We start from the raw sequence: 26,488 nt of genomic DNA, 5'->3' as shown, positions 1-26,488 counted from the left end.
CACTAATGTGGCCCGAAAGCGTAAGTGTATCGCTGGAGGTTAAAAACCACGGCAGGCATCGAGCGAGCCGTGAAAAAAGAATGGACAGTTAATGATCAAATATGGGGTTACCACCACGCTTCCCACATCGCGCCAATCGTTACCGTATCTGGGTTACTTGCGGCTTTAAATAGGCCGTCTTTGTCGATCACAGTTTCGTTATCGGCATCACCCAAAGTGGCATAGAAACGGAGCATTGGTCGAGCGCCTGCACCTTTACCAAACGAAATGTTCTGCGATAGTGTCACTTTCCAAGAAGAGTTGGTGGCGTCGATGTTGTCAAAATCCACAACATCATAGCCAGCTTCTAACCACGTTGAGTTGGTCTCATCCCAAAAATACATCGGTCGAACCAACACGTTGTAGTTAGTACGGTCATACTGTTTGTATGCACCATCTTCGTAGGCTTGATAAGCCGCTAAGTATTCGATCGCCGCATTGTCTCCCAGCGCCTTACTCCCATCAAAGCTCACCAACAACGCTGATTGATTCTCCGTTTTCCAAAAAACACTGTCTTTGGCGTTATCAGCATAACGCACCACCAAACGGTCATCCCCAAACTTCAATTCACCCGCCACTTGAAACGCGTTGAGTTTTTTGGCCGTTGGATCCGAATTGTCATCAAAGCCGTAGTTAGCATAAATACTGAGATTGGTTGTATCAGAAAATTGAATGCCGTGGATTTTGGTGGTCAATGCGTAATTACCATCTGGATGATCGCTAGGAGAAGCCCCCGTTGCACTGACGACACTGGCGTCGAATTTAATGCCTCCTAGATTAAGGTTGTAGAAACCACCACCTTGCCCATCATGCGTCATCCAAAAATAGTCGTTCAAATTCGTTGAAATACGTTGGTGAAAGTCTCGACCAGCCCATACATAAAGTTCAGGTTGGCTTTCAAAAATGTTGGTTCCGCCAGCGTAAGCTTTAGGCACACCCACCTCATCACCCCAATGGTTGAACATCACCACCACATCCCAAATAGCACCGCTGTCACTGACGAATCCTTTACCAAATTGGAACTCACCACCGTTACCTTCGTTACCTAAACGGCCTGTTGAGTTACCGTTTAAACGACCATTGGTTTCAACCAGTTTGACATCGCCATTTTGGTAGGCTGCGCCATAGCGAGCATAACCAGAAAATACGATACCCGCAGGAACGTTTATATCTGGTGTCAGCACCAGTGGTTGTTGATCTTGATCCAACACCTCAGGATTTGGCATTGGATCATTGGCAAAAGAAGGAGCAGAAGAGAGTACGGCAGCCACAGCTAGGGATAGAGGTAGAAGCTTATAATTTTTCATGTTAAGTCCTATTAATCACTTGGTTTGTTTTTGTTCTGTGGTCAGTTTAAAAAATGAAACAAGTGAAAATTAGGTGTCGCTTCACAGCGCGCTCGACTGCTTTTGGCGATGAAACTGAGGAAGAGCGTTATTGTTATTTTTTATTAACACCATCAATACATTAAACGCAAATTGATTCACAAAACAGAAATGAAATCGGTTTCATTTCATAGAAATAGGACGAGTTCATCACGAGATTAACGCTCAAGTATTCACCAAATGTTTAGGTTTTTATGAAAGATTTCATCAATATGATGATTTTCATGTTATTGCACGGAACAACTCGATGGGGATGAACGTCGCTCTCTTCACGTATAGCTGTTAACATACTCAACGCACATAACGTACAAACCATTCTGAGCTTGTTTTTCACCGCAGAGGCCACATATTAAAACCTCTACCCATATAGTTGAGCCGAGCAATGTCAAACACCACCCCGTTATCTCCACCTTCACTCACGCGCCAACTCTTGCAAATGACTTGGCCGATGATGTTTGGTGTGCTGTCCCTAATGAGCTTCCAACTGGTCGATAGTGCGTTTATCGGCCAACTTGGCGTGTTACCCCTTGCCGCGCAAGGGTTTACATTACCCATTCAGATGATCATTATTGGCCTTCAGGTTGGGCTTGGCATTGCGACCACAGCGGTGATTGCTCGCGCATTGGGTGCGAACCAAATTCGCTACGCGAAGCAGCTTGGAGGGTTAGTCGTCGCTATTGGCAGCATTGGGGTTGCTCTGTTTTCAGTGATTATCTATTTACTGCGTCATCCCATCTTAGCGCTACTCAGCGCTCCTGAATCTGTGTATCAGATCGTCGACAGCTACTGGATTTATTGGTTAATCAGTGCTTGGGTGGGCGCGGTGCTGTACTTTTTATACAGCCTGTGTCGAGCCAATGGTAATACTATGTTGCCGGGGACTATGATGATGATCACCAGCATTTTAAACCTGATTTTAGACCCTATTTTTATCTTCACTTTTGATTTGGGTATTGAAGGCGCAGCGCTGGCGACCATTCTAGCCTTTGGGATTGGTGTATTCGTGGTTGCGCCCAAGGTGTCGAAAAGACACTGGATGCTGTTTGATTGGTCAGATTTGGATGTAGGGAAAAGTATTCGCTCTATCAGCCATATCATGGGGCCGGCCATGATAAGCCAGCTTCTTCCACCGCTTTCTTCGATGCTGGCAACCAAACTATTGGCCAGTTTCGGCACCGCAGCTGTCGCGGCATGGGCGTTAGGATCTCGTTTTGAGTTTTTTGCGATGGTAGCAATATTGGCATTAACTATGTCGATGCCACCGATGGTGGGTCGTTTGCTTGGCGCAGGCCAATTGCAAGACATTCGAAAATTGGTTCGTGTTGCGTGCCAATTTATTCTTGGGTTTCAGCTCATCATCGCCGTAGTGACCTATCTATTATCCGGCCACCTTGCAGCGCTGATGACCAGCGAACAAAGTGTCGAATCCATTTTGCACTGGCACTTAATGATCGTGCCAATCAGTTTAGGGCCGCTTGGTATCTGCATGTTAATGGTCTCGGTTTCTAATGCGTTAGCAAAATCATACACCGCCTTAACCATTTCCGCGCTGCGCCTGTTTGTGTTCTTCTTGCCCTGTTTATGGGTTGGCGCTCAAATAGCGGCACTGCATGGCCTGTTTATCGGGGCGTTGGTCGGTAACATCCTCGCAGGCCTTGCCGCGTGGGTGATGTACCAACGTGCACTTCGGCAAGTTGAGCAGCAGAAAAACCATTGAGTTTAGGTAACACAGAGCCAAAACGAGCAATCTAGTCTCAAAAATATGAATCTGGTCTATAGTTAACACACGTTAAGTTGATGAATATTTTCGATAACTATGGACAACAAACCGGTTTTCGTAATTGCGGCGGAAGTGGCAGCAGAGCTAAACCAAAGCGTACTCATTGCAAAAAAATTACTGCTTGTCGCCAGCAATGCCAGAGCTCTGGCTCTGCGTGCGGGCGAAAGTGCCGCAGGTTTTCGGCCAATTACTGATTCGATTGATGATTTAGTCCGCGTCACGCTAGAGGCGTCGCACACCATCAACTTGAAGGCGCAGCGTATCAGCCAACTCGCAACTGCAAGGACTCGTGCACGCGCTGCGCTTGAACGTTTTGAAAATGTGTATATACAAGCGCATAACGCTCGGCATTTACACAGTTTGGATGTCGTACATCATCAAAACCAAGAGGAATATAGCAAACTCAGTCACAGTTTCTACTCTGAAGCTCAAAACCTGCACGAGTTATTGCAAACCTTATACGACAACCTGCGCATTGCACAAATCATCTCGATCATGCTGAGCGTGGAAGCCTCTCAAGCAGATGAGCGATATCAAGCCCAACTGCAAAGCATTGCGAATAACGTCGCTGAACTGGCAAAAGAAATTCAAGCTCACGTCATGCTATCGCTCAAAACATTCTCGCTCTTTTCTCAGGTGAACTATGCAATCAAAAATACTATTTGAACGCGGCCATCATCGCTGGGTGATGTTTGCTCGCGATCCAAACAAACCAGAAAAAATCATTGATACCAACCAATATATGATAGTCAATCGTGATCAAGCGATATTGCTAGACCCCGGTGGCATTGAACTGTTTTCGGCGATGCTCGGTTGCGTCGTGAAAGAAGTGCCGATTGAACATATCAAGCATCTTTTTGCCTCTCACCAAGATCCAGACATCATCTCTTCCCTCGGTTTATGGGATAAAGCACTGCCCAGTGCAACATTACATTCACCTTGGTTGTGGGAAGGGTTTATCCGCCATTTTGGTATGGAGTCAATTCAATTCTCCCCCATCAAAGATGAAGGTGGAAAAGTGTCCTTATCAGGTCACGACCTGCACTTTATCCCAGCACATTACATGCACTCTTCTGGTAACTTTTCGGTTTACGACCCTGATGCAAAAATATTGATGTCTGGCGATATTGGTGCCGCGCTCGACAGCCCTAACGCCTCTTTTTTTGTAGAAGATTTTCAAAGCCATATTCCAAAAATGACTTATTTTCATCAACGTTGGATGCCATCTAACCGCGCCAAAAGTGATTGGATTGAGCGAGTCAGCCAGCTAGATATTGAGATGATGTGTCCGCAACATGGCGCTATTTTTCGGGGCGATGATGTTCAACGATTTTTGGAATGGCTAGATAAGTTGGAAGTTGGCGTAGCGATAAAAAAATAGCGATGTTAAGGCTCTCGATGAGAGCCTTACAAAAAGAGCAAATTAAGCTTGAGTAATGGGTTCACGCTCGACCGTATCGGGCTGATGCTCTGCGACCCAGTAAAGCCAAATCATCACTAAGCACAGCACAAAGCAAAGGCCAAACAGCCAGTTTGAATTGAGGTATCCAATCACCGCCCCCCCAACCAGTGGCGCAATCGCAAAACCTAATGAGTAAAGCGCCGCGGCACCAAAGTAAGAACCACGCAAATGGGCGGGAGCCATACGGTCTATTTGTACGTTTAAGGTTGGAAAAGCAATGACTTCGCCCATACTCAAAACAAAGCAAGCAAGCGCCCAACCAATCGGTAAATCTGCAGGGGTAAACAGAAAGCCGAGTTGCGCAAGCCCCATCAATAACATGCCGATCCGAGTTCGTACAAACAGCGGGACGTTTTCCAACCACTTCAGCATTGGGAACTGGAAGATGATAATGGTCATGGTATTTACCAGCACTAACCCTGCGACAATTTGCGCTGCATCGGCGGCACTGGTGCGTACAATCACTTGTGGAATAGACGATTCTACCTGCCCATAGATGAACATCATGATGAAGTTCGCCACCATCAACTTCACAAAAATATTATCTTTACTGATCACTCTTAGCGTCGAAGAAAAATTAGGCAAACCAGAGCGATCGGGCTTGGTGTAGCGCCCTTTACGTTCAATACCGAGCTGCAGCCAAAAACCAAACAATAAATACGTGCCGCCAGTAAAGAAAAAGAGAGTTTGTGGATGAGAAAGCCCAAACGTAATCCCAAGCAGTGGCCCAATGGCACCACCTAGATTGAGTAGGAAATAGCGGATGTTAAGCGCCAGCTCGCGATCTTTCAAATTCGGCAAGTTATCACCGATCACCGCTTTGCCCGGCGCTTCAATCATTGGTCGCATTAAACCGGTAAGGACAATAAGCACGTAAAATTGCCAGATTTGATCAGCCACACCAATGCCACTGTAGGCAAATGCAGCCATCACACTGCCAAGAACCATCACCCACTTGCGACCAAATTTGTCGGAAAGATACCCTGAATACAGCCCAGTAATTGCTCCTACAACAGCAGAGGTCGCCAACATTCCACCCACTTCAATCGGCGATGCACCATAATCTTGGTAAAGAAACACGATCAAAAATGGCCATGCCATGAAAAAACTGGTACGAGCAATCAATGTTCCGGTTAATACCGTCCACACTGAAAAATTAAACCTTTTTACCCTTTCTAAACGAAATAAGCTTTCCTCTTTCGCCATAAAAACACTCCTTACTTTCAGCCACTTGACCATGCGTTCACACGATGAACATCACATTTCTAGTTCTTATTGGGTCAATATATGAAGATAATGTTAATAAAGATAGTGTTTTTTATACGAGGGAGATCGAATCATAAAAACAAACAGATAACCCCAAAAAACCTAGTCATTTCGGATGGTTAGATATTCTTTGATTCATAAAAAAACCGCATAACCTTTCGAGTTATGCGGTTGAGACTAGGAAATAGTAGTCGATTTATAGTTTGAAGAAGGCGAGCTGCGCTTTTTGCTTCTCGGCCAATTGTGACAGTTCGGCACTGGCACTGGCGCTCTGGCTGATACCCGTTACGTTTTGATTTACAAGCTCAGACATATTAACCACGTTACGGTTAATATCTTGCGTGACTTGCGACTGCTCTTCTGCCGCAGTCGCCACTTGGGTATTTGAATCATTGATGTCTGAAACCGATTCCGTGATCCCAACAAGTGCATCATTTGCTCGTTGCGTTAACTCACCGTTACGCGCAAGCATCTCAATGCTGGTTTGCATACTATCGTTTGCAAGAATCGATTGGCTTTGCAGCTCTTCAATGATAACTCGAATCTCTTTAGTTGAACTCTCAGTACGTGCAGCAAGCATGCGAACTTCATCAGCCACGACCGCAAAACCACGACCAGTCTCACCTGCACGTGCCGCTTCAATAGCCGCATTCAGTGCCAATAAGTTGGTTTGCTCAGAGACACCTCGGATCACTTCAACGACATCGTTGATCTGCTCTGATTGCTCTTTTAGACGCAGAACTACGCTCGCAGCATGATTCAGCGCTTCTGACATTTGTAAGCTCGCTTGGGCGCTCTCTTTAAAAATAGCTAAGCCTGATTTAGCAAGTTCATCCGCTTCGCGAGCGGTTGAATCAGCGACCGTTGCGTTATCACTCACGTTGTTTGCTGTGCTCGCAAGTTCATTCACCGCCGAAGCAACTTGTTCAATTTCACTCAACTCTTGTTGTGCATTTGACTCTGCTTGCGTCATCACCGCAGCCAGCTCGGTTGAAGCTGACGCCACTTCTTCACTAATACGGTTTAAATGATCTACCGTAGCATGTAACTGAGAGGTAGTCGTATTGACATCTTTACCCAACTTTGAGATTTCATTCTCGCCATCCGCATCAGCGCGAATGGTTAAGTTCCCCTGCGCTAATTCACGCATTACAGCTTGTAACTTTTGAATCGGGGCCACAATCATATTTGAAAGGATCCAAGCCATCGCAAGAGAGAGCGAAAGTACAGACAGAACAGTGACCATAGCCGTGTTCATAACACGAATGTTGTCTTTGTCGCTTTGAGCCAATGACTGCGTCGCTTGTTGGTTCACTTGCTGCGAAAGATCATTTATCGCATTGACCATTTGCTCACCACTTTGACGAAATTGCGCAATAAATGCTGTGTATTCTGCTTCAGAGGTCATCCCTTGATCGCGACGGTTAAAAAATTCCACCATTTTCGTCGACATATCAACGTAATGTCCGATGCTTTTATGAACTACCTCAACATCGCTCCGATAAAGCTCATCTTGTCGCATTTTGCTCAAATTGCGCTCTACTTCTTCCAGGCCATTTTTTAACTCAGCTAAGAATGTGGCGCGACGAGCGGGATCATAAATAGCGTATACCGCACTAATACGCAGCGGATAAACGGTATCGTCCACACTGGCAAGAGCATCTTTATATTCAACGAGCCGATCAGTACTGTTCGACACTTTGATTTGTTCATTTTGGAGATTACTTTTGGTTATCCACAGTGCAATAAGTAAAGCGAAAGTGGTTAACAAAACGGGTAATAAAACTTGTACGCGAATTGACAAATTTTTCAGTGAAAAATGCATTTAAAAGCCTCGATTAAAATAACATTCGCATCCATGCCTTGGGACTAATCCCACGGACTAAACAAGAGCAAACAATAGACAAAATTCACATTTTTGTCCATGAAATAATATAATGCAATTCATATAGTTATGAGCATATAGTCGTCAAAACAATGACTAGATACCAATAAGACAATATAAGTTAAATTATGATGATTTATGAAGAAAAATGACCACTTGCTAGGTGGTCATTGAGGTGGTTAGTACTGAAGAACTTATTCTTCGATAAGGCTATTTTCTAAGCGCATTCAGTTTGGCTTGTGCTAAACCGAAGATGGTATCAACCGGGTAGCTGCCATCTTCTGTTGCTTCGCCTGCGGGTTTGCCAGTAAAGAGCTCAACCGCTTCAGTGACATGTTCAATAGCCCAGATATTGAACTCCCCTTTCTCGACCGCTTTAACAACGTCAGCGCGTAACATCAGATTGTGCATGTTTGAACGAGGAATGATGACACCTTGTTGGCTGGTGCGCCCTTTGATTGCACACACATCAAAGAAACCTTCAATTTTCTCATTCACACCACCAATCGGCTGCGACTCACCAAATTGGTTCATCGAACCTGTGATCGCAATATCTTGGCGATTAGGCCGTTTAGAAAACGCAGACACAATCGCACAGAATTCGGCCATGCTGGCACTATCACCATCCACACCACCGTATAATTGCTCAAATGTGATGGTCGTGGTGAGTGGTACGCGCGCCGTACGGCCAAATACCGAAGAGAGATACGCGGATAAAATCATCACACCTTTAGAGTGGATGCTGCCACCCAGATCGACACTGCGCTCAATATCGATAATGTCACCATCGCCATAGGAAGTGGTGGCGGTAATACGGTTTGGCGCACCAAACATATGATCGCTGGTGCTCAATACCGACAGCGCATTCACCTGCCCGACCGCCATGCCTTGCGTTTGGATTAGCGTTGTACCGTTAACATACGACTCCATCACACTGTCTTGCAGGCGGCTCACTCGCATCTCTTGGTTGCTGAGCGCCTCTTCGACATGATTCTGGCGGATCATGTTTGAATTCGCCTGCTTCGCCACATAGTTAGATTCGCGTAACAAATTGGCAATATGCGCCGAATGAAGTGACAGTTTGCCTTGATCGCCCGTTGTACGTGAACTGTGTTCAATGATGCGTGCAATCGCTTTACGGTCGCAATGCAGCATATTGTTGTCGTGCACTATGCTCGAAATAAAACGCGCGTAATGTAGCTCGGTATCGGGCGTACGTTTCATCTCATCTTCAAAATCGGCCGTTACTCGGAACAATTCGCTAAATTCAGGATCGTAATGAGTCAGCAGCTGATAGGTGTGGTAATCACCAAACAGGATGATTTTCACATTTAGCGGGATAGGCTCTGGGTCAAGTGAAACCGTCCCTGTTAGCGTGACCTCTTTTTCCAAAGAGGTAAAACTCATTTGGCGTGAACGCAGCGCGCGCTTTAAACCGTCCCAAACATAGGGCTGTTCAAGCACTTTCACCGCATCCATCAACAGCACACCACCATTGGCTTTATGTAAACTACCCGCTCGAATCAACGAAAAATCGGTAAATACTGTGCCTTTAAAAGTCGCCGTTTCGATATAACCAAATAGAGAGTGGTAGTTCGGGTTCTCTTCTACTACGATCGGTAGCTTGTCTGAAGGCTGGCTGACCAGCACATTGACTTTGTAGCGACGCGGCAGACGCTTATCTAAAGAAGCTGTCGCGACTTCGCCTTGCTCACTGTCTTCATCTAAGAAAATGTCCGCATTATCGACGATGTCTTTTTGTAACTCCGTGAGATACGTTTTGATGTCTGGGTAGCCAGAATAATCTTGCTTAAGCTGCTTAATAAAGTGGGTAATCACGCCAAGCGTTACTTCATCATTGAGCTTTTTGATCTTCTCACTGTAGGAGTCTTCCCATTCGGTCAGTTGACGTACCATATTGCGTAGGCTGATTTCTAGCTCATCAATGGTATGGCTAAAGTGCTCTTGCTCTTTTTTAGACAAGGCGTCAAAGGACTCTTCGGTGTGCATCTCTTCACCGTTCATCGCAACAAATTGATAGTCGCCTTGAGTGGTGATGGTTAAGCTAATGCCTTTATCTTTGGCTTCTTTACTGATGCTATCCAATTCACTTTGCTGTTTTTGTGCCATCTGATTTTTCAGTTTATCGGCACGAGCAAAGTAAATCTCGTTATCAAAAGCTAACGGGATCGCATTGACCAACTTATTCATTAACTTTTCAATGTCTTGCTTGAGTTTAACCCCAATACCCGAAGGTAACTTCAGCACTTTTGGGGTTCGAATATCGCTGAAATTGGCCACATAACACCAATCAAACAACGCATCGACATCATGCTGATGGCGGTTTAAATAGCGCAAAATCATCGTACGTTTGCCCAACCCATTACGGCCAATAGCGTAGATGTTGTAACCCTTCTCTTTGATCGACATTGCAAATTCGACCGCTTTTTGCGCCCGTTCTTGCCCCACAATCTCATCAACTGGGTCTAACTCCTTAGTTGATTTACAAGGGAGTTTTTCTAACTGGGCAACGTGGTAGAGCTGCTCTGCATTCAATCGTTGAATCGCCATCACTCCGCTCCTTAGCTTTTGGATTCTTGTTGTAGTTTGACCTAAGTGTAGAAGCAATTCATTTATATTTTAGCGAGTTACACCTTATTCGCGTTTAACCGAACAAATAATAAACAATCACCACACTTAAAATCGCAAATAACAATTATTTGCATTTGATAATAAATTGCATTTAAATAAGTGAACGCCGTCATTCTGGAGAATTGAGTATGGACTTACAACAGTGCTGGACAAGCTATCTCAAGGCTGAACAACTATTAGCACAGGGGCATTGGCCACAAGCACACTGTTTGTTTGAAGATGTACTGCATCATATGCCAAGTCATATTCAATCAGCGCTAAACTGCGAACATACAAAACCTTGCCAGTTGGTGTGCTTGATCTCTGGGCTATGTGATGCTGCTGTTTCTCAATCTGAAATTTTCAACCACTTGGGCCAGCATAAACAAGCCTTTGATGTCTTAAATCAATCTTATGCTCTGCTGCAGTTTACTGCGATTGAGCCCAATGCCTTGGTTAACCGCCTTGCCAACGTACTCACCAAACAAAGCGATGACTTGCTCAAACATATGGGTGCTTTTTGTTCAGCGCAGCGCAGTGCGACTTGGATGTTGGAGTTCGAACACGTACAAAAAGCGCACCACTATTTCAACCAACTCAAACGTTATAACCAAGTACAGGCTCAAGTTCTGTCGTCAAACTGTCATTGTTCAACTGAATAATCACCATAGAGTTACCATTCCGGATAAGACTGACCACCTAGCATCATTCACAGCCGCTATAAGTAACGTGCTGTGGTCAGGGGATGAGACTTAGGCAGAACGTAACCTCTCACCCTGAAAATGTGTCGAGATGGCATGAGAATTTAATCGATTGCGTTATCAATAGTTGATGTATGTCAAATTGTCGTAGACAATACGCACCCGAGTCTAGGGGCGATCCCTAGACTGCGTTCTGCACTTTTGGAGGAGCGCATTGGTTTTAACTATCGACATTATAGTTAGAGCCTATTTTCTATTTTTGCATGACGCTGCTACCGTTGGCGCATGCTAAATACCTCGTTTTTAAGGGAAAGATGATGGTAATACCTGAAAACAGCAGTATTGTGATTTTTGGTGCTTCAGGCGACTTAACCTATCGCAAGCTTATACCTGCTCTGTATCACTTGTTCGCCAGTGATCAACTGCCGAAATCCTTTGCTATTCTGGGCGTCAGCCGAACCCAATACAGCGATGAGTCATACCGTGAAAAATTAAAGCGCTCTCTTCAGGAAATGGAAAAGACCGTCCCAGATATTCTCGACGCCTTTTGCGAGCACTTGCATTATCAAGCGATCAATACTTCAGATGTTGCAGAATACGCGCAGCTCGCCACGCGTCTTGACTCTTTGGCTGAGCAATACCAATTCACGCAACGCAACACTCTGTTCTATCTCGCGACGCCGCCGAGCCTTTATGGCGTCATCCCGGCCAATCTCGCAGCGCATGGATTAAATAGCGAAGCGCAAGGTTGGAAGCGTTTGATCATCGAAAAACCGTTTGGTTATGACCTCGCATCGGCTCAAAGCCTTGATATCGAAATTCATCGCCATTTCCAAGAACACCAGATCTACCGTATCGACCATTATTTAGGCAAAGAGACAGTACAAAACCTGTTGGTTTTCCGTTTTGCTAACGGGATGTTCGAACCTTTGTGGAACCGCAATTTCATTGACTATGTCGAAATTACAGGCGCAGAATTTTTGGGCGTCGAAGAACGCGGTGGCTATTACGACGGTTCTGGTGCGGTGCGTGATATGTTCCAAAACCATTTACTGCAAGTGTTAGCTATGGTTAGCATGGAACCACCAGCCGCCATTAATGCCGATTCAATTCGTAACGAAGTCAATAAAGTGCTGCAAAGCCTGCAACCGCTTTCTGATGATGACCTACGCCACAACCTCGTACTGGGGCAATATACGGAATCAGAAGTTCGTGGCCAGTTTTTACCCAGTTACCGTGATGAACATGGTGTGGCAGCAGATTCCCGCACTGAAACCTATGTCGGTTTGAAAATGTTTATCAATAACTGGCGCTGGAATGGTGTGCCATTTTATGTGCGTTCAGGTAAACGTTTACCAACGCGCGTCACCGAAGTGGTCATTCACTTTAAGCGTACGCCACACCCTGTTTTTGGGCAAAATGCCCCTGAAAACAAGCTCATCATTCGCATTCAGCCCGATGAAGGCATTCAAATGAGCTTTGGTTTGAAGGAGCCAGGTGCGGGCTTTAAAGCCAAAGAAGTCTCTATGAACTTCCATTACACATCACTGGAAGAAACCAAGATGTTGACCGCTTATGAACGGCTTCTTTTGGATGCGCTCAACGGTGATGCAACTTTATTTGCGCGTACCGATGCCGTAGAAGCGTGTTGGAAGTTCGTGCAACCTATTTTGGATTTTAAACAAGACCCTCAATCGCTGTTTGGCTATGCCTGTGGCACGTGGGGACCAAAAGAGTCCGATTTGCTGCTACACAATGATGGCCGCGCGTGGCGCTTCCCGTGTAAAAACTTGACCGATACGGATTACTGCGAATTATGATCAATCATAAAATTTTTCAAACCCCAGAACAGGTGGTTGAAACGCTCGCCAATGAAATGCAACGCTATAGCGAGCAAGGTCAGCCAGTTCATATCTCCCTTTCCGGTGGCAGCACACCCAAAATGCTATTCAAATTATTGGCCAGTGAACTTTATGCAGAGGCGATTGCATGGCAAAACCTGCATTTCTGGTGGGGTGATGAACGCTGTGTCGCTCCTGACGATGCCGAAAGCAACTTTGGTGAAGCCAATACACTGCTGTTTAGCCAAGTGAACATTCCACCTCAAAATATTCACCGTATTCGCGGCGAAGATGATCCACAAACCGAAGCTAAGCGCTTTGCCGATGAGATGGCAAAAGTCATTCCATCCGTCAACGGTACTCCTGTTTTTGATTGGATTTTGCTCGGTGTTGGCGCAGATGGCCATACGGCATCCCTGTTCCCTAATGTGACCGACTACGAGGATGAGAATTTATCTTTAGTGGCAACGCATCCGGAATCAGGCCAACTTCGTGTCTCTAAAACAGCGAAAGTGTTGGAAGCTGCAAAACGCATTAGTTACCTCGTTCTTGGCGCAGGTAAAGCCGAGATCGTACACGAAATTCACACCACGAAAGCCGAGGATCTTCCTTATCCGGCTGCCAAAGTTAAATCAACAACTGGCGAAACAGAGTGGTTTTTAGATTCAGATGCCGCAACAAAGATTGCGTGAAGGAGAGAAATAAATGAAAGGTGATATCGGTGTAATCGGCCTAGCAGTGATGGGCCAAAACCTTATCCTAAATATGAACGACCACGGTTTTAAAGTGGTAGCTCACAACCGTACCGCGGCAAAAGTCGATGAGTTCCTAGCAGGTCCAGCGAAAGACACCAATATTGTTGGTGCTTATTCACTGCAAGAGTTAGTCGACAAACTGGCGACACCTCGCAAAGTGATGCTGATGGTGCGTGCAGGCCAAGTTGTGGATGATTTCATCGACCAACTGGTTCCGCTACTCGATAAAGGCGACATCATTATCGATGGTGGTAACACGAACTTCCCAGACACCAACCGCCGTGTTGCAGCACTGCGTGAAAAAGGTATTCACTTTATCGGTACAGGCGTTTCTGGCGGCGAAGAAGGGGCACGTTTTGGCCCGTCTATTATGCCAGGTGGCGCACCTGAAGCTTGGGAAGCCGTGAAGCCAATTTTCCAAGGTATCTCAGCAAAAACCGAAGCTGGTGAACCTTGCTGTGATTGGGTGGGTAACGACGGCGCGGGTCACTTCGTTAAAATGGTACACAACGGTATCGAATATGGCGATATGCAGCTAATTACCGAAGCTTATCAGTTTATGAAAGACGGCTTGGGTTTAAACCATGATGAAATGCAAAAAGTGTTTGCTGATTGGAACAAGACCGAGCTCGATAGTTACCTAGTGGAAATCACCGCTGATATCTTAGGCTACAAAGACGAAGATGGTGAAGCTCTGGTTGAGAAAATCCTCGATACTGCTGGCCAAAAAGGCACAGGTAAATGGACGGGCATTAACGCACTCGATATGGGTATTCCGCTGACGCTGATCACTGAGTCAGTTTTCTCTCGTTGCCTTTCAGCATTGAAAGATCAGCGCGTTGCTGCCGAAGCGCTGTTTGGTAAGAGCAATATGCAGATCGAAGGTGATAAACAAGAGTGGGTTGATGCACTTCGTCAAGCGCTACTTGCGTCTAAGATCATCTCTTACGCACAAGGCTTTATGCTAATGCGCCAAGCGTCTAACGAAAATGGTTGGAATCTTAACTACGGTAACGTGGCATTGATGTGGCGTGGTGGTTGTATCATCCGCTCCGCATTCCTGAGCAACATTCGTGATGCGTTCGAAGCTAACCCAGAAATCGCCTTCTTAGGTTCAGATGCCTACTTCAAGGGCATTTTGGATAACTGCCTAACGGCTTGGCGTAAAGTAGCGGCCAAATCAATGGAAGTCGGCATTCCAATGCCATGTATGACCTCCGCGCTCACTTTCTTAGATGGCTACACCACCGCTCGCTTACCGGCTAATTTACTGCAAGCACAACGTGATTACTTTGGTGCTCACACTTATGAGCGTACTGACCGTCCACGTGGTGAATTCTTCCACACAAACTGGACCGGTACAGGCGGAAATACGGCGTCTACCACTTACGACGTATAAAAAATTCGGCTTACGATGAAAAAAGGACTAGCTAAGCCCCTTCATCTACGCCTATAATTTGACCGTCATGGAGGATGTTAACTAGGTTAACATCCTCTATTTTTTTGTTTCCAAAACTACATGAGATCCAAAGATGACCATCAATAAGTTCTATGTATTTGTCCCACAGGCTGTGGAAGAAGACACTCATAGGGAAAATGAAGTTCAATCTGCTATGGAAGCTCAACGTCAGGCATTAGTGCAACAAGCGCAGAAACAAGGCGCAGTAGCATAATCCATAAGCAGAGTGTGGCAACACGCTCTGCTTATCACTCCTCTCTACCTCATCTATAGGCATATCGTTTGCCAATCATGATTCACAAAATACTCTTTCTGACATTCAATCAAAGCTTGTACTGCTAGCGATAAACCTCTGCCATTTAACTGTAGCTATAGCACGAACGCGTTAAGCGAATTCTATATCCAAAAACTCTCGTTTGTTGGTTAATTTATTCCTCATTAGTTCAAATTAAGAAACAATGATGTTGGTTATTCGCTATATATCCGAACCAATCTAATTCGTATGATAGCTCCCGAACCGATAACATACTCTTTGGATAAATAATCATGAAAACACTGACTCTACTTACAGCAACCACACTCATCAGCAGCACCGCGTTTGCAGCACAACAACCTTTGACACTTGACGTCTACAATGCAGATGGCAATAGCTTCCATGTCAACTCCACTTTGGTTTATGGCGAAACAGAAGCGATGGTGGTTGACACTGGCTTTACTAAAGCCGACGCACTCCGTATTGCAGCAAAAGTACTCGACTCTGGCAAAAACTTAACCACGATTTTTATTAGCCAAGCTGACCCTGATTACTACTTTGGCGCTGAAGTACTGCATGACATGTTTCCACAAGCGAAAGTGCTCACGACTCCTGGCGTACGTGCAACGATTGCAGAAAAACTCGAAGGTAAACTGGCATTTTGGGCTCCCAAAATGGGTGCAAATGCCCCTGTAAAACCAATACTACCAACGGCTTATAATGGCAAAACCTTAACCATTGATGGGCAAACTATTGAAATTCGCGATGCGGATGGAGAATTAGCGCATCGTCCTTATTTATGGATACCAGCCAATAAAGCGATTTTAGGTAACGTCGCGGTATACGGAAATGTTCATTTATGGATGGCTGATGCACAAAGTGATGCGAGCCGCCAAGCTTGGGCGCAACAACTTGATCAAATGAAAGCACTCAAACCAAACGTAGTGATCCCGGGGCATATGACTTCTGGAACAGCGCTTGATGCTTCTTCAATTGAATTTGCACAACAATATCTTATGGATTTTGCTAAAGCCAAAGCAAACAGCAAAGACAGCGCTCAGTTAATTCAAACCATGCAAAACCTTTACCCTAATGCTGGCCTCCCAATGGCTTTAGAAATTGGTGCCAAAGTTCATATGGGTGAGATGAAATGGTAAACGTCCACTATATTTTCGACTCAATGTGTGGCTGGTGTTACGGAGCAACCTCTCTGATTCAGCAGTTGAATGAAATGAGCGGAGTAAAACTGCACCTTCATCCGGGTGGAATGATCGAGCGATCGCCTCTTTCAGATGGTTTTCGCCAACATGTACTGCAAGCTGATCTGCGCATTGCTCAGCAAACAGGAGCCGTATTTGGGGAAGGTTACATCGCCAAAATCAAAAGTGGCGAAACCGTGATATTGGACTCATACGTTACTGCTCAAGCCATTATTGCAGCGCAATTACTCGGTGTATCGCCAAGTGTTATGCTCAAAAGCATTCAACAAGCGCACTACCAGCAAGGTTTGCCTGTGGCCGATACTGACACATTGGCACTGTTAGCCCAATCGCTTGACCTAGAGCCAAATCAATGGCTACAAGCGATGGAGCAAGCCAAAGCTCAGTTACCAGAGCAGTTAGAGCAGACGCAAAGCTTAATGGCGCAATATCAGCTTTCTGGTTTTCCCTCGATTGTGTATGAAGCAGAGGGGCAATGGCGAACCGTATCTGTTAGCCATTTCTATAATCGACCACAACAATGGGCTGATTTCTGGAAAAATATGACTCAGTAATTAGTGCCTCATCCCTCTCTTGACTAAAGAGAGGGATTTTTCCATCTACTTGTTCATCATTTTGATGCTTTTACGCACCACTAAAGTCGGCTCTAATTGGACAATTTGCGGTTCGAGCGCTTCGTTTTCTAAACGGGCAAGTAAGGTGTCAACTGCCGCTTTACCTAAACGATATTTGGGTTGATGAATAGTGGTTAGAGCTGGCGACATAAAACGGGCGATGTGAATATCGTCATACCCCATCAGCGAAAGATCTTCAGGAATGCGGATTCCTTTTTCATTAGCTGCATTAATCACCCCCATTGCCATCATGTCATTAGAGACAAAAATCGCACTCGGCAATGGCCCTTTAGCTAACATTTTATTGAACGCTTCGTAGCCACCTTCACATTCAAAATCGGATTCAACAATCCAATTGGGATAAATGTCCAAACCTGCTTCCAAGACAGCGCGCTTATAGCCTTCATAACGCATTTGAGCTTGGTGTCGAATCAATGGCCCGGTAATACAACCGATTTCTTTATGACCGCACTCAATCAAATAGTTCGCCGCAATATAACCGCCACGTAAAGAGTTATCTTGTATTTTATCGCTAGGAAAGAGCATTGGGCCCCAATCCATCACCACGACAGGGATATCTGGGTAGCGTTCAAAAACGTCAATCCGCTCACCTTCTAAGGTGGAGCACATCAAAAGTAAGCCATCAACGCGCTTTTGCAGCAGCGTGTTGATAGAGGCTTGCATTCGCTGGCTATCCCCTTCGGTATTACACAAAATAAGGTTATAACCTTTGTGATAGCAACTGCGCTCTACCCCTTTGACCACTTCGCCAAAAAAGGGGTTAGTCGAAGTGGTCACTAACATGCCAATGGTACGCGTTCGGTTCATTTTGAGACTGCGAGCCAATGCTGACGGGGCATAGTTCAGATCTTGCGCGGCTTTATTGACACGCTGAGCGATTTCATCGCTCACATAGCGAGATTTATTAATGACATGGCTGACGGTAGACGTGGATACGCCAGCTAATCTTGCAATATCTTTCATTGTCGCCATGTCTGTTTTTCCTATTCTATTGATGCTGAGCGAGAAACGCGTCCACTTCTACTCGGGTGGGTATTGAGGTTTGCGCGCCAAAACGGGTAACAGAAATGGCTGCCGCAGCATGCGCAAATTTAATGGCTGATTCTAAAGGCATATCTTCCAACAAACCCGTGACCAAAGCACCGTTAAACGTATCACCTGCCGCGGTGGTGTCTGTCACATCGACTTTAAAACCAGCAATCAGTTGACCACGTCCATTTTGGCTTAGCCAAACGCCTTTTGCACCTAAGGTGATCAAGACGATTTCAATCCCTTTTTTATGCAGTTCATTGGCCGCTAATTGCGCCGTGTGATCATCATCAACCATGATCCCCGTTAAGCGCTGCGCTTCCGTTTCGTTTGGTGTGATTACATCGACACATTCTAGCAGAGTATCAGGCAGATCTCGGGCAGGCGCTGGGTTTAAAATCACATTGGTACGATTTTGTTTGGCGATTTGCGCAGCTTTAATAATGCCATCGATTGGTGTCTCTAATTGCATCAATAAATATTTGGCCGCGCCAATGGCGGCTAAATCCGCTTCAATAGCATCAGCCGTCAGCTTGTCATTCGCCTCTGCCGAAATACAGATGCTGTTTTCTCCGCTGTCCGAGACTTGGATCATCGCAATGCCCGTCGGACAATTGGGCTGCATTTTAACTCCCGCAATGTTGATACCATCGAGCTTAAAATTCTCACGAATATTGATACCGAATGCATCGTCACCCACGCAGGCAATAAAACCGATGTCCGCTTTTAATCGCGCGGCAGCTACAGCTTGGTTGGCCCCTTTACCACCGGGAATAACTTGATAATGACGACCATGCAGCGTCTCGCCCGGGCGAGGAAATGAAGGCACTTGCAAAACATGGTCAGCGTTAACACTACCTAATACCACTAACTGATTCATAATTTGTCCTTTGTTCATGAGTGAACATGTTTGAAATAGAGCTGGAGAGGTTTGGCTTTTGTGGCTTCACCTGAAAAAACAAACCTATCGAGCCTGATTACTGGTTATTAATGGCTGAGGGGTTATAGAGAAGAGGTAGCTCTCTACGAGCCAGTAAAGAGCTACCTACAGCAAAGATTATTTGCTGATGATTTTTAGAGGAACCGGAATGTACTCATCCACTTGTTCGCCTTTTAGCATTTTATCGGCCGTTTCAATGCCAAGTGCACCGATCATGTCTGGTTGCTGAGCAACAGTCGCAGCAAGTTGGCCGCGTTCTACCGCCGCGATACCATCGTCGGTACCATCAAAACCGATGATCATCACCTCTTTGCCTGATGCTTGAACGGCGCGAAGTGCACCCAATGCCATTTCATCATTTTGGGCAAATACGGCTTGAACATCTGGGTTTGCCGCTAGCAGGTTTTCCATTACATTCAAACCTTTAGTGCGGTCAAAATCAGCAGGCTGGCTAGCAAGCAGTTCCATTTCACTGCCTTTCACCGCGTTCATGAAACCTTCGCCACGCTCACGAGCGGCCGATGTGCCGGCAATCCCTTCCAGTTGAATGACTTTGGCTTTTGCGCCGATTTTTTCGACGATAAAGTGACCGGCCATTTCACCACCGACTACGTTATCAGAAGCGATGTGGCTCACAACATCACCACGGCTTGCACCGCGATCCAGTGTTAACACTGGCACTTTAGCGCGGTTGGCCATACGAATGGCGTTAGAGACTGCATCAGAATCGGTTGGGTTGATCAAAATCGCTTTAACGCCACGAACGGTTAAGTCTTCTACGTTTGATAGCTCTTTGCTTGGATCATTTTGTGAATCCAAGACGATCAGGTTGTAGCCTAACTCTTTCGCTTTCGCTTCTGCGCCATCTTTCATGGTGACAAAAAATGGGTTGTTCAGAGTGGATAGTACAATTGCCATGGTGTCTTGCGCATGCGCAGCCACAGAGACAGTGGTGGAAAGTAGAGCAGCAGAGATTAAAGTTGCAAGTTTTTTCATCTTTATAGTCCTTTTTGTAGGGGCCGTTTTAAAGCTAATATGGCTCGCTTTAAAACGGAGGTTTTCTATCGTGTTACTTATTTTTGTTATCCACGAGTACCGCGAGCAAAATAACCACGGCTTTCGCAATCATTTGGTAGTAAGAAGAGACATCAAGCAGGTTCAGCGCGTTATTAAGAAAGCCGATGATCAGCGCCCCAATTAACGTGCCCATAATGCGTCCTTTACCACCCATCAAGCTGGTACCACCAAGTACGACGGCAGCGATGGCATCCAGCTCATAACCCATACCAGCAGTCGGTTGCGCAGAAGAGAGGCGAGACGTGACGATGATGCCAGCCAGCGCAGCCAATAGACCACAGATGGCGTACACACCAATTTTCACGCGATCCACATTAATACCTGACAATCGCGTCGCAGACTCATTGCCACCTAGCGCGTAAACATAGCGGCCAAAACGTGTATGGTTGAGTAAGTACCAAACCGCAGCAAAGACTACCACCATCATCCACACCGGAACGGGAATACCCAATGCGTAACCTGTACCAAACCAAGCAAAAGCATCTGCAGTATCGGTAAAACCTGTCGAAATTGGACGCCCATCGGTATAAACCATGGTCACACCACGCAGTAAGGTCATAGTGACTAAGGTGGCAATAAACGCCTGCACTTTACCTTTGGCGATAATGATGCCGCTAATCGCACCCAGTGCCGCGCCAGCAAGTAACGCTGTAGGGACTGCGATAATGACAGGAATCTCAAGACCAATCATGGTTGCAGCAAAAGCGCTGCACAACGCCAGTACCGAGCCAACACTCAAATCGATACCTGCCGTTAGAATAACCAAGGTCATCCCCACAGCGATAATGGCGTTGACTGAGGTTTGGCGCAAAATGTTCAGTATGTTGTCAACCGTGAAGAAATTGGGGTTTAAAAAAGAGACAACGACCACTAAAAAAAGCAAAGCAATCAGTGATTTTTGCTCAATGAGCCACTCTTTACTGATCCATTTTCTGCGGTTAGTTTGGGTTGAATTACTCATGCTGTTACTGCTCATGCTGCTTCCTCATTGATCTTTTTGCCTACCGCACAGGCGAGTAGAATCTCTTGGTTGGCTTGTTTGGCACTGAATTCGCCGCTGATTCGACCTTCATGCATCACCAAAATTCGGTCACTCATCCCTAGCACTTCTGGCATCTCTGACGAAACCAAAATAATACTCATCCCTTCGGCTTTAAATTGGTTAATCAATTGGTAAATCTCTTTTTTGGCTCCCACGTCAACCCCGCGTGTGGGTTCATCCAAAATCAAGACTTTGGGACGTGTCATCAACCCTTTCGCAATCGCTACTTTTTGCTGATTGCCACCGGACAAATTGCCAATGATTTGATCACGAGATGGCGTTTTGATGTTGAATAGGCGAATAAAATCTTCCACTGCGATGACTTCATCACTGTGTTGAATCTGTACGCCTTTGCTAAATTTATTCAACGCACACAGTGACATGTTCTCTTTCACCGACAGGCCAAGAACCAAACCGTCCCCTTTGCGATCTTCTGAAATATACGCGATACCGTTTGCAAGGCCATCTTGTGGGCTGACTGGGTTGATGGTTTTGTTCTCAAGGTTAATCACGCCTCGCTCACTGGGCAGCGCGCCGTAAATCACTTTCATTAATTCAGTGCGCCCTGCGCCCATCAAACCCGAGACACCGAGGATTTCACCTCGTTTGAGCGTAAAATTAATGTCATGCACACCTGAGCCCGTAAGGCCTATCACTTCAAGACAAGTGTCGCCGTGCTTTACCTCAATACGTGGGTACTGTTCTTCTAATTTCCGGCCGACCATCATCTCAATCAGGCCATCTTCATTGGTGTCAGACACTTTGCACTGGCCAATGAATTTGCCATCACGTAACACGGTAATATCGTCACAAATTTCAAAAATTTCTTTCAACCGATGTGAGATATAAACAATGCCGCAACCTTGTTCACGCAGCTCGTTAATCACATTAAATAACGATTCAGTTTCGGTATCCGTCAGCGCATCCGTCGGTTCATCCATGATGATCACTTTCGACTCAAATGAGAGCGCTTTTGCAATCTCAACCATCTGTTGCTCACCAAGGCTTAAGTCACCCAACAAGGTCTTTGAGCTGTGTTTAACGTTTAAGCGAGCCAGTAGTTTGTCGGCTGCTTGGTACATTTCATTCCATAAAATTCGCCCCATCGCACTGGTTATCTCTCTACCCAGAAAAATGTTTTCAGCAATGGTTAATTCCGGAATCAAATTCAACTCTTGGTGAATAATGCTGATGCCCGCTTGTTGTGAATCTCGTGGGCCTTTAAAGGCGGCTGGTTTTCCTTGGTAAGTGATAGACCCCGCATCCAATGAATAGATACCCGTCAACACTTTCATTAAGGTTGATTTACCCGCGCCGTTTTCGCCCATCAACGCCATCACACGGCCGGGGTAAACATTGAGGCTAGCTTTATCGAGTGCTTTCACGCCGGGGAACGCTTTTTCAATCTCACTGAGCGCTAAAATTGCTTGAGTCATAGTGGATCCTCAATCGCGGCTTAAAACACGACGCCTGCTTGAAAAATAACATTCGCATACGGCGTGCATTCGCCAGTTCTTACTACGGCTCGGCTGCGCATAGTGCGCTCTTTAAAATCTTGATGAGAGAGGTAAGTGACAGCAATCGCTTTCTCGCACAACTCCTCTTCCGCTTTCAGCTCAGCAAGCAGCGCTTTGTGATGCTCAGGGCTTACTTGTGCAAACTCTTCAGCAATGATCACACCTTCAATTTGAGATTCAGAAAGAATCACGCGGACCGTGTCAATAAAACCGGGAATACCGTGAGTTAATGCTAAATCAATACGCTGCACTTCATCAGGAATGGGCAAACCTGCATCACAAATTGTGATTTCGTCGGTATGCCCTAAAGTAGCCACCAAGTAAGAGAGTTCTGAGTTTAATAGGGTACTTTTTTTCATTGTTATACCTTCACGTTAGGCTTTATGTTTCGATTTTTGACACCTTTCTATCACTCTTGAATCGTTCAAGAAAATCTCATCGAAACGTTTCGATGAATCCTAGCGTAGCAAAAATAATTTGCACGATGCGAAAATAGGTAATGTGATTTTGATCGTTGATTAGTGAGCTGAGGAGTAAAAAAGAGTGAGGACCATCACTGGGTGATTTGTCATTAGATGCCCATTTTTAGCATAGGATTAACACTGAGACCGTGATTTTCGGTATAGTCACTCCGAACAAAAATCGCATCCATTTGGAACTCAAACATGAAAAAAATAGCCTTGGTATTGTTTACTGCATTTTCACTCGCCGCCTGCTCAGAAGTGGGCAGCGAAGCATGGTGTCAAGATATGAAAGAGAAACCAAAAGGCGAATGGAACGCCGGGCAGGCGGTGGATTATGCAAAGCACTGTGTCTTCCAATCACAAATTGGCAGCGACGCGTGGTGTGAAGATATGAAAGACAAGCCAAAAGGTGATTGGACAGCGAATGAGGCTGGCGACTTCGCTAAGCATTGTATTTTTTAGGATTGGTTTAAATAAAGAGCCTAGCTATGTTGGCTCTTTATTCTATTTAAAACAACAGTCAATATCTAACCGTAGGGCTCATCACATTCTATTTTTTGATCTTCGGTAAAAATACGACAGCTCATTGAATACCAGAGTGTATCGTATGAAAAACTAATATCGCTCTTTGATACACTTTTTAAAGTAATATAAAAACCTTGCTTATCACTATTCGACAAGTTTTCATTCTCGTTAATAACACAATACTCATAATGCTTTCCATTAGTAACGACATTCAGACAAGGCTTTCCTATTGGTATATAGGCAACATTATCTCCAGTTTTACCTGTCTGATTATCGTAAGACTTAATTAACGTTCTTAACTCATTACTTGGTGGAATCGGAAATGCCCCAGCATAGGATGAATAAGATAATAAAAAAGTGCAGTAAAATATTAGGTTATAAGTGGTCATATCTTATTGTCTTCCTGTTTAGTGGTACACTATTCCATACTGCATTTTCATAATGCATAATTCTTTTAAAGTTGAAATAGTTCATCGATACTTTGTCTTCAACTAATGCCGGAACATAGGCTCTACGAGTTTCAGTATAGCTATCACCACGATATGTAATATCTATAGTTACATCCTTCACACTACGAGGCATTCCTTCCCAATCAACAACTCCATATGTTTTTTGTACATCTGCTTTTGTAACTAAGATTTTTGTCTTATTTTCAAGATATTCATAAATAGTGTTAAACATAATGTACTGTTGCTTTCTAGTAATAACCAACTCTTCATCGGTTAAATCACTCGACTTCAAGGCACTCAATGCATCGCTTTTTGTTTTACCCTCAACACTTAAGAGCCACACTGATAACTTCGGGTTAAGACCCGCTAGCTCAAATAAATTTTTCAAATCCAATTTAGAGGGATTTTGGCCATTAGCACCGCTTGGAGGACTGCCGAGATCCAGACCTCGCCCGATAGTAACACCTGAATTTCCTATCACTTTTCCGCGATGATTAGGTATGTGCACTTTCCGAGAAAAGAATGGGCTTCCTTCGATGTCATTCCCCTCTGCATCAAAGGTCAATTGACCTTTTGGTACAGTCAACCATTTCAGATCCATCTCATCATTTTCATAAACCCACTCATCGACCAGCGCTTCATCTAAACCTAACAATGTCCCTTGGCCAACAATACCATCAACGGGGCCAATGCTGTATGACGGATGCGTTTGATGACTGGGTTGATAACTTTTTTGGAACTGCTCAATGGCCGTTTTGGTTTTACTACCGAAATCACCATCGACTTGCAAATCAAATTTCATTTTGATTAACGCTTGCTGAATCAAGCTCACTTCTTCGCCATTGTTGCCTTTTCTGAAAGCGCTGGCTTGTTTCTTCGCTAACTTCTCCAGCTCTTCTGAAGGTTTCAACACATCCGATTGTAGCAGTGATGCTTTATCTTCGTTTTGTGCATCCTCTTTTGGGCTCTCTTCCTGAGCGCTCTTTTCTGCCGCCTTAGATTCTGACTGCTTTTCTGATGATGCAGATGATTTCTGCGCAGCGGATTGTACTGCGGCAGCCTCAAAATGAGTGATCACATTCGCTTGGCCGCTTTGCATGGTCGCGTTAATTGCACTCGCTTGCAATTCGGCTGGAGCTTTCATATCAAGTAGTGGGGTTGCCAACATGGCGGATTGCCCACCATAAGCGCTACCGCTGCCAGCACTTCCGCCAGCATTAAGGTTAATCGCAGGACCAACGATGTGCACGCCACCAGCATCCACTTTGACAAAGCTGCCACCCGCTTTTAAAGTCACTTCAGCCCCAGCTTCTACAACGATTTTAGCTCCCGCTTTAAGGCTGATTTCGCGCCCTGTTTGTATCGCGGTCAGTTTGGCCACTTTATGCCGTAATGACCCGCTAATCTCTACACTGCTATCTTTGGTTATGTTATCGCGGCTTTCGCCCTCCACCGTGAGGTGGTGGTTATGTTTAACGTGCGTGAACTGGTCGTTATCCACCGTGAGGTGCTGGTCGTGCTTGATGTGCGCCGTGGCATCATTGAGCACCAAGGCGTCTAAGTCTTTTTGCGCGTGTAGGTAGATTTTCTCTTGCGCCGCTTGGTCTTCAAAGCTCAGCTCGTTAAACCCTTCTCCTTGGTGCGTTTCACTGCGCAGCACGGTTTTAGTTTTGTTATCCGGCAGTGTGTACGGCGCTTTGTTGGTCGCATGGTAGGTACGGCCTGTCACTATCGGTTGGTCTGGGTCGCCGTTGAGAAACGAGACGATGACTTCATGGCCAATGCGCGGAATGGCTATCATGCCATATTGGCTGCCAGCCCAACCTTGTGAGACACGCACCCAGCACGAGCTGTGTTCATCGCCGTTGGAATATCTGTCCCACGGGAAATGCAGTTTGACGCGGCCATGTTCGTCGCAGAAGATTTCTTCGCCGTCAGGGCCCACGACTAACGCCATGCAAGGGCCATCCACTTGAGGTTTGGCTTGCGGTGTCGCACGCCACGTGACATCAGCAGGAATGAGCGTGAATTGGTTGCTGTACGTGGTCGCGCCACTGCCGCCCTCTTCTTCCAATGCTTGTGGCTGACGCCCTTGATGATGCACTTGCACGACAACCCAGTCGCGGTTCGCGC

22 protein-coding genes and 1 pseudogene are annotated in these 26,488 nt (G+C 45.5%); 11 read left to right on the top strand and 12 right to left on the bottom strand.

All coding sequences use genetic code 11. The features are described from left to right. Window positions 1-107: 107 nt before the first annotated feature. On the bottom strand, window positions 108-1,346 hold the full coding sequence (locus tag AACT23_RS06315) for a carbohydrate porin (protein WP_017044902.1): 1,239 nt from the start codon (window positions 1,344-1,346) through the stop codon (window positions 108-110). 460 nt (window positions 1,347-1,806) lie between these two features. Between AACT23_RS06315 and AACT23_RS06310 the strand changes: the two genes are divergently transcribed. The 3 genes from AACT23_RS06310 (at window position 1,807) to AACT23_RS06300 (ending at window position 4,585) form a co-directional block, all read left to right on the top strand. Continuing rightward, entirely contained in the window at window positions 1,807-3,141 is a 1,335-nt protein-coding gene (locus AACT23_RS06310; protein WP_176428695.1) for an MATE family efflux transporter, read from the top strand. Window positions 3,142-3,240: 99 nt separating this feature from the next. Continuing rightward, the gene (locus AACT23_RS06305) at window positions 3,241-3,870 is read left to right on the top strand and encodes a hypothetical protein (protein WP_017043842.1); all 630 of its coding nucleotides are present in this window, start codon (window positions 3,241-3,243) and stop codon (window positions 3,868-3,870) included. After that, the gene (locus AACT23_RS06300) at window positions 3,848-4,585 is read left to right on the top strand and encodes an MBL fold metallo-hydrolase (protein WP_013868161.1); all 738 of its coding nucleotides are present in this window, start codon (window positions 3,848-3,850) and stop codon (window positions 4,583-4,585) included. The genes AACT23_RS06305 and AACT23_RS06300 overlap by 23 nt, the downstream gene beginning before the upstream one ends. Before the next feature lie 42 nt (window positions 4,586-4,627). On the opposite strand, the gene AACT23_RS06295 is transcribed toward AACT23_RS06300, so the two are convergent. From AACT23_RS06295 to AACT23_RS06285, 3 genes are all read right to left on the bottom strand, one after another. After that, entirely contained in the window at window positions 4,628-5,872 is a 1,245-nt protein-coding gene (locus AACT23_RS06295; RefSeq protein WP_176428694.1) for an MDR family MFS transporter, read from the bottom strand. A gap of 256 nt (window positions 5,873-6,128) precedes the next feature. Continuing rightward, a complete protein-coding gene (locus tag AACT23_RS06290; RefSeq protein WP_017044904.1) occupies window positions 6,129-7,757 on the bottom strand; it encodes a methyl-accepting chemotaxis protein in 1,629 nt (542 codons plus the stop codon). A 270-nt stretch (window positions 7,758-8,027) separates the two neighbouring features. After that, on the bottom strand, window positions 8,028-10,388 hold the full coding sequence (locus tag AACT23_RS06285; protein ID WP_094130035.1) for a Lon protease family protein: 2,361 nt from the start codon (window positions 10,386-10,388) through the stop codon (window positions 8,028-8,030). A 209-nt stretch (window positions 10,389-10,597) separates the two neighbouring features. On the opposite strand from AACT23_RS06285, the gene AACT23_RS06280 reads away from it, so the two are divergent. The 7 genes from AACT23_RS06280 (at window position 10,598) to AACT23_RS06250 (ending at window position 17,231) form a co-directional block, all read left to right on the top strand. Then, window positions 10,598-11,110 (top strand): hypothetical protein, encoded by a 513-nt coding sequence (locus AACT23_RS06280; protein ID WP_026028868.1) that lies wholly within the window; start codon window positions 10,598-10,600, stop codon window positions 11,108-11,110. Window positions 11,111-11,466: 356 nt separating this feature from the next. Next, complete coding sequence (gene zwf / locus AACT23_RS06275) at window positions 11,467-12,969, top strand: glucose-6-phosphate dehydrogenase (protein ID WP_026027771.1); 1,503 nt, start codon at window positions 11,467-11,469, stop codon at window positions 12,967-12,969. Further along, the gene (gene pgl, locus AACT23_RS06270) at window positions 12,966-13,682 is read left to right on the top strand and encodes a 6-phosphogluconolactonase (protein ID WP_094130032.1); all 717 of its coding nucleotides are present in this window, start codon (window positions 12,966-12,968) and stop codon (window positions 13,680-13,682) included. Before zwf ends, pgl begins: the two co-directional genes overlap by 4 nt. A gap of 13 nt (window positions 13,683-13,695) precedes the next feature. After that, window positions 13,696-15,144, top strand: coding sequence for a decarboxylating NADP(+)-dependent phosphogluconate dehydrogenase (gene gnd, locus AACT23_RS06265; RefSeq protein ID WP_094130029.1), 1,449 nt, complete (start codon window positions 13,696-13,698; stop codon window positions 15,142-15,144). A 133-nt stretch (window positions 15,145-15,277) separates the two neighbouring features. Beyond that, the gene (locus AACT23_RS06260) at window positions 15,278-15,418 is read left to right on the top strand and encodes a hypothetical protein (protein ID WP_010320537.1); all 141 of its coding nucleotides are present in this window, start codon (window positions 15,278-15,280) and stop codon (window positions 15,416-15,418) included. A 332-nt stretch (window positions 15,419-15,750) separates the two neighbouring features. Then, window positions 15,751-16,614 carry an MBL fold metallo-hydrolase gene (locus tag AACT23_RS06255; protein ID WP_094125056.1) on the top strand — a complete coding sequence of 288 codons (864 nt, stop codon included), beginning with the start codon at window positions 15,751-15,753 and terminating at the stop codon, window positions 16,612-16,614. Beyond that, complete coding sequence (locus AACT23_RS06250) at window positions 16,608-17,231, top strand: DsbA family protein (RefSeq protein WP_094130026.1); 624 nt, start codon at window positions 16,608-16,610, stop codon at window positions 17,229-17,231. Before AACT23_RS06255 ends, AACT23_RS06250 begins: the two co-directional genes overlap by 7 nt. 45 nt (window positions 17,232-17,276) lie before the next feature. On the opposite strand, the gene AACT23_RS06245 is transcribed toward AACT23_RS06250, so the two are convergent. The 6 genes from AACT23_RS06245 to rbsD form a co-directional block, all read right to left on the bottom strand. Then, window positions 17,277-18,284 carry a substrate-binding domain-containing protein gene (locus tag AACT23_RS06245; RefSeq protein WP_094130023.1) on the bottom strand — a complete coding sequence of 336 codons (1,008 nt, stop codon included), beginning with the start codon at window positions 18,282-18,284 and terminating at the stop codon, window positions 17,277-17,279. 16 nt (window positions 18,285-18,300) lie between these two features. After that, window positions 18,301-19,221, bottom strand: coding sequence for a ribokinase (rbsK, locus tag AACT23_RS06240; protein WP_094130020.1), 921 nt, complete (start codon window positions 19,219-19,221; stop codon window positions 18,301-18,303). Window positions 19,222-19,398: 177 nt separating this feature from the next. Beyond that, window positions 19,399-20,277 (bottom strand): ribose ABC transporter substrate-binding protein RbsB, encoded by an 879-nt coding sequence (gene rbsB / locus AACT23_RS06235; RefSeq protein WP_010320543.1) that lies wholly within the window; start codon window positions 20,275-20,277, stop codon window positions 19,399-19,401. A gap of 73 nt (window positions 20,278-20,350) precedes the next feature. After that, window positions 20,351-21,319: a ribose ABC transporter permease gene (gene rbsC / locus AACT23_RS06230; protein WP_445286074.1), complete on the bottom strand. Its 969-nt coding sequence runs from the start codon at window positions 21,317-21,319 to the stop codon at window positions 20,351-20,353. An 11-nt stretch (window positions 21,320-21,330) separates the two neighbouring features. After that, complete coding sequence (gene rbsA / locus AACT23_RS06225; protein WP_094130014.1) at window positions 21,331-22,836, bottom strand: ribose ABC transporter ATP-binding protein RbsA; 1,506 nt, start codon at window positions 22,834-22,836, stop codon at window positions 21,331-21,333. A 20-nt stretch (window positions 22,837-22,856) separates the two neighbouring features. Continuing rightward, a complete protein-coding gene (gene rbsD / locus AACT23_RS06220) occupies window positions 22,857-23,276 on the bottom strand; it encodes a D-ribose pyranase (protein WP_013868176.1) in 420 nt (139 codons plus the stop codon). A 306-nt stretch (window positions 23,277-23,582) separates the two neighbouring features. On the opposite strand from rbsD, the gene AACT23_RS06215 reads away from it, so the two are divergent. Continuing rightward, window positions 23,583-23,843: a DUF3012 domain-containing protein gene (locus tag AACT23_RS06215; RefSeq protein ID WP_017050233.1), complete on the top strand. Its 261-nt coding sequence runs from the start codon at window positions 23,583-23,585 to the stop codon at window positions 23,841-23,843. Window positions 23,844-23,908: 65 nt separating this feature from the next. On the opposite strand, the gene AACT23_RS06210 is transcribed toward AACT23_RS06215, so the two are convergent. Beyond that, on the bottom strand, window positions 23,909-24,295 hold the full coding sequence (locus tag AACT23_RS06210) for a hypothetical protein (protein ID WP_047691023.1): 387 nt from the start codon (window positions 24,293-24,295) through the stop codon (window positions 23,909-23,911). 664 nt (window positions 24,296-24,959) lie between these two features. Further along, window positions 24,960-26,488, bottom strand: a pseudogene (gene tssI / locus AACT23_RS06205) (type VI secretion system tip protein TssI/VgrG); the annotation flags it as partial.

Origin of the sequence: Vibrio sp. V09_P4A23P171 (genome assembly GCF_963875615.1) — a bacterium.
Taxonomy (GTDB): domain Bacteria; phylum Pseudomonadota; class Gammaproteobacteria; order Enterobacterales; family Vibrionaceae; genus Vibrio; species Vibrio anguillarum.
The sequence above is the reverse complement of the archived record's forward strand: the minus strand, read 5'-3'. Positions and strand labels throughout refer to the sequence as shown.

Bases quoted from the DNA above. Each gene is read 5' to 3' on its own strand.
- AACT23_RS06210 (WP_047691023.1), bottom strand. From the start codon at position 24,295: ATGACCACTTATAACCTAATATTTTACTGCACTTTTTTATTATCTTAT.
- gnd (WP_094130029.1), top strand. From the start codon at position 13,696: ATGAAAGGTGATATCGGTGTAATCGGCCTAGCAGTGATGGGCCAAAAC.
- rbsB (WP_010320543.1), bottom strand. From the start codon at position 20,277: ATGAAAAAACTTGCAACTTTAATCTCTGCTGCTCTACTTTCCACCACT.
- rbsC (WP_445286074.1), bottom strand. From the start codon at position 21,319: ATGAGTAATTCAACCCAAACTAACCGCAGAAAATGGATCAGTAAAGAG.
- AACT23_RS06295 (WP_176428694.1), bottom strand. From the start codon at position 5,872: ATGGCGAAAGAGGAAAGCTTATTTCGTTTAGAAAGGGTAAAAAGGTTT.
- AACT23_RS06250 (WP_094130026.1), top strand. From the start codon at position 16,608: ATGGTAAACGTCCACTATATTTTCGACTCAATGTGTGGCTGGTGTTAC.
- AACT23_RS06300 (WP_013868161.1), top strand. From the start codon at position 3,848: ATGCAATCAAAAATACTATTTGAACGCGGCCATCATCGCTGGGTGATG.
- AACT23_RS06255 (WP_094125056.1), top strand. From the start codon at position 15,751: ATGAAAACACTGACTCTACTTACAGCAACCACACTCATCAGCAGCACC.
- AACT23_RS06260 (WP_010320537.1), top strand. From the start codon at position 15,278: ATGACCATCAATAAGTTCTATGTATTTGTCCCACAGGCTGTGGAAGAA.
- rbsK (WP_094130020.1), bottom strand. From the start codon at position 19,221: ATGAATCAGTTAGTGGTATTAGGTAGTGTTAACGCTGACCATGTTTTG.
- AACT23_RS06280 (WP_026028868.1), top strand. From the start codon at position 10,598: ATGGACTTACAACAGTGCTGGACAAGCTATCTCAAGGCTGAACAACTA.
- rbsD (WP_013868176.1), bottom strand. From the start codon at position 23,276: ATGAAAAAAAGTACCCTATTAAACTCAGAACTCTCTTACTTGGTGGCT.
- rbsA (WP_094130014.1), bottom strand. From the start codon at position 22,836: ATGACTCAAGCAATTTTAGCGCTCAGTGAGATTGAAAAAGCGTTCCCC.
- pgl (WP_094130032.1), top strand. From the start codon at position 12,966: ATGATCAATCATAAAATTTTTCAAACCCCAGAACAGGTGGTTGAAACG.
- AACT23_RS06285 (WP_094130035.1), bottom strand. From the start codon at position 10,388: ATGGCGATTCAACGATTGAATGCAGAGCAGCTCTACCACGTTGCCCAG.
- AACT23_RS06315 (WP_017044902.1), bottom strand. From the start codon at position 1,346: ATGAAAAATTATAAGCTTCTACCTCTATCCCTAGCTGTGGCTGCCGTA.
- AACT23_RS06305 (WP_017043842.1), top strand. From the start codon at position 3,241: ATGGACAACAAACCGGTTTTCGTAATTGCGGCGGAAGTGGCAGCAGAG.
- AACT23_RS06290 (WP_017044904.1), bottom strand. From the start codon at position 7,757: ATGCATTTTTCACTGAAAAATTTGTCAATTCGCGTACAAGTTTTATTA.
- AACT23_RS06215 (WP_017050233.1), top strand. From the start codon at position 23,583: ATGAAAAAAATAGCCTTGGTATTGTTTACTGCATTTTCACTCGCCGCC.
- AACT23_RS06245 (WP_094130023.1), bottom strand. From the start codon at position 18,284: ATGGCGACAATGAAAGATATTGCAAGATTAGCTGGCGTATCCACGTCT.
- AACT23_RS06310 (WP_176428695.1), top strand. From the start codon at position 1,807: ATGTCAAACACCACCCCGTTATCTCCACCTTCACTCACGCGCCAACTC.
- zwf (WP_026027771.1), top strand. From the start codon at position 11,467: ATGGTAATACCTGAAAACAGCAGTATTGTGATTTTTGGTGCTTCAGGC.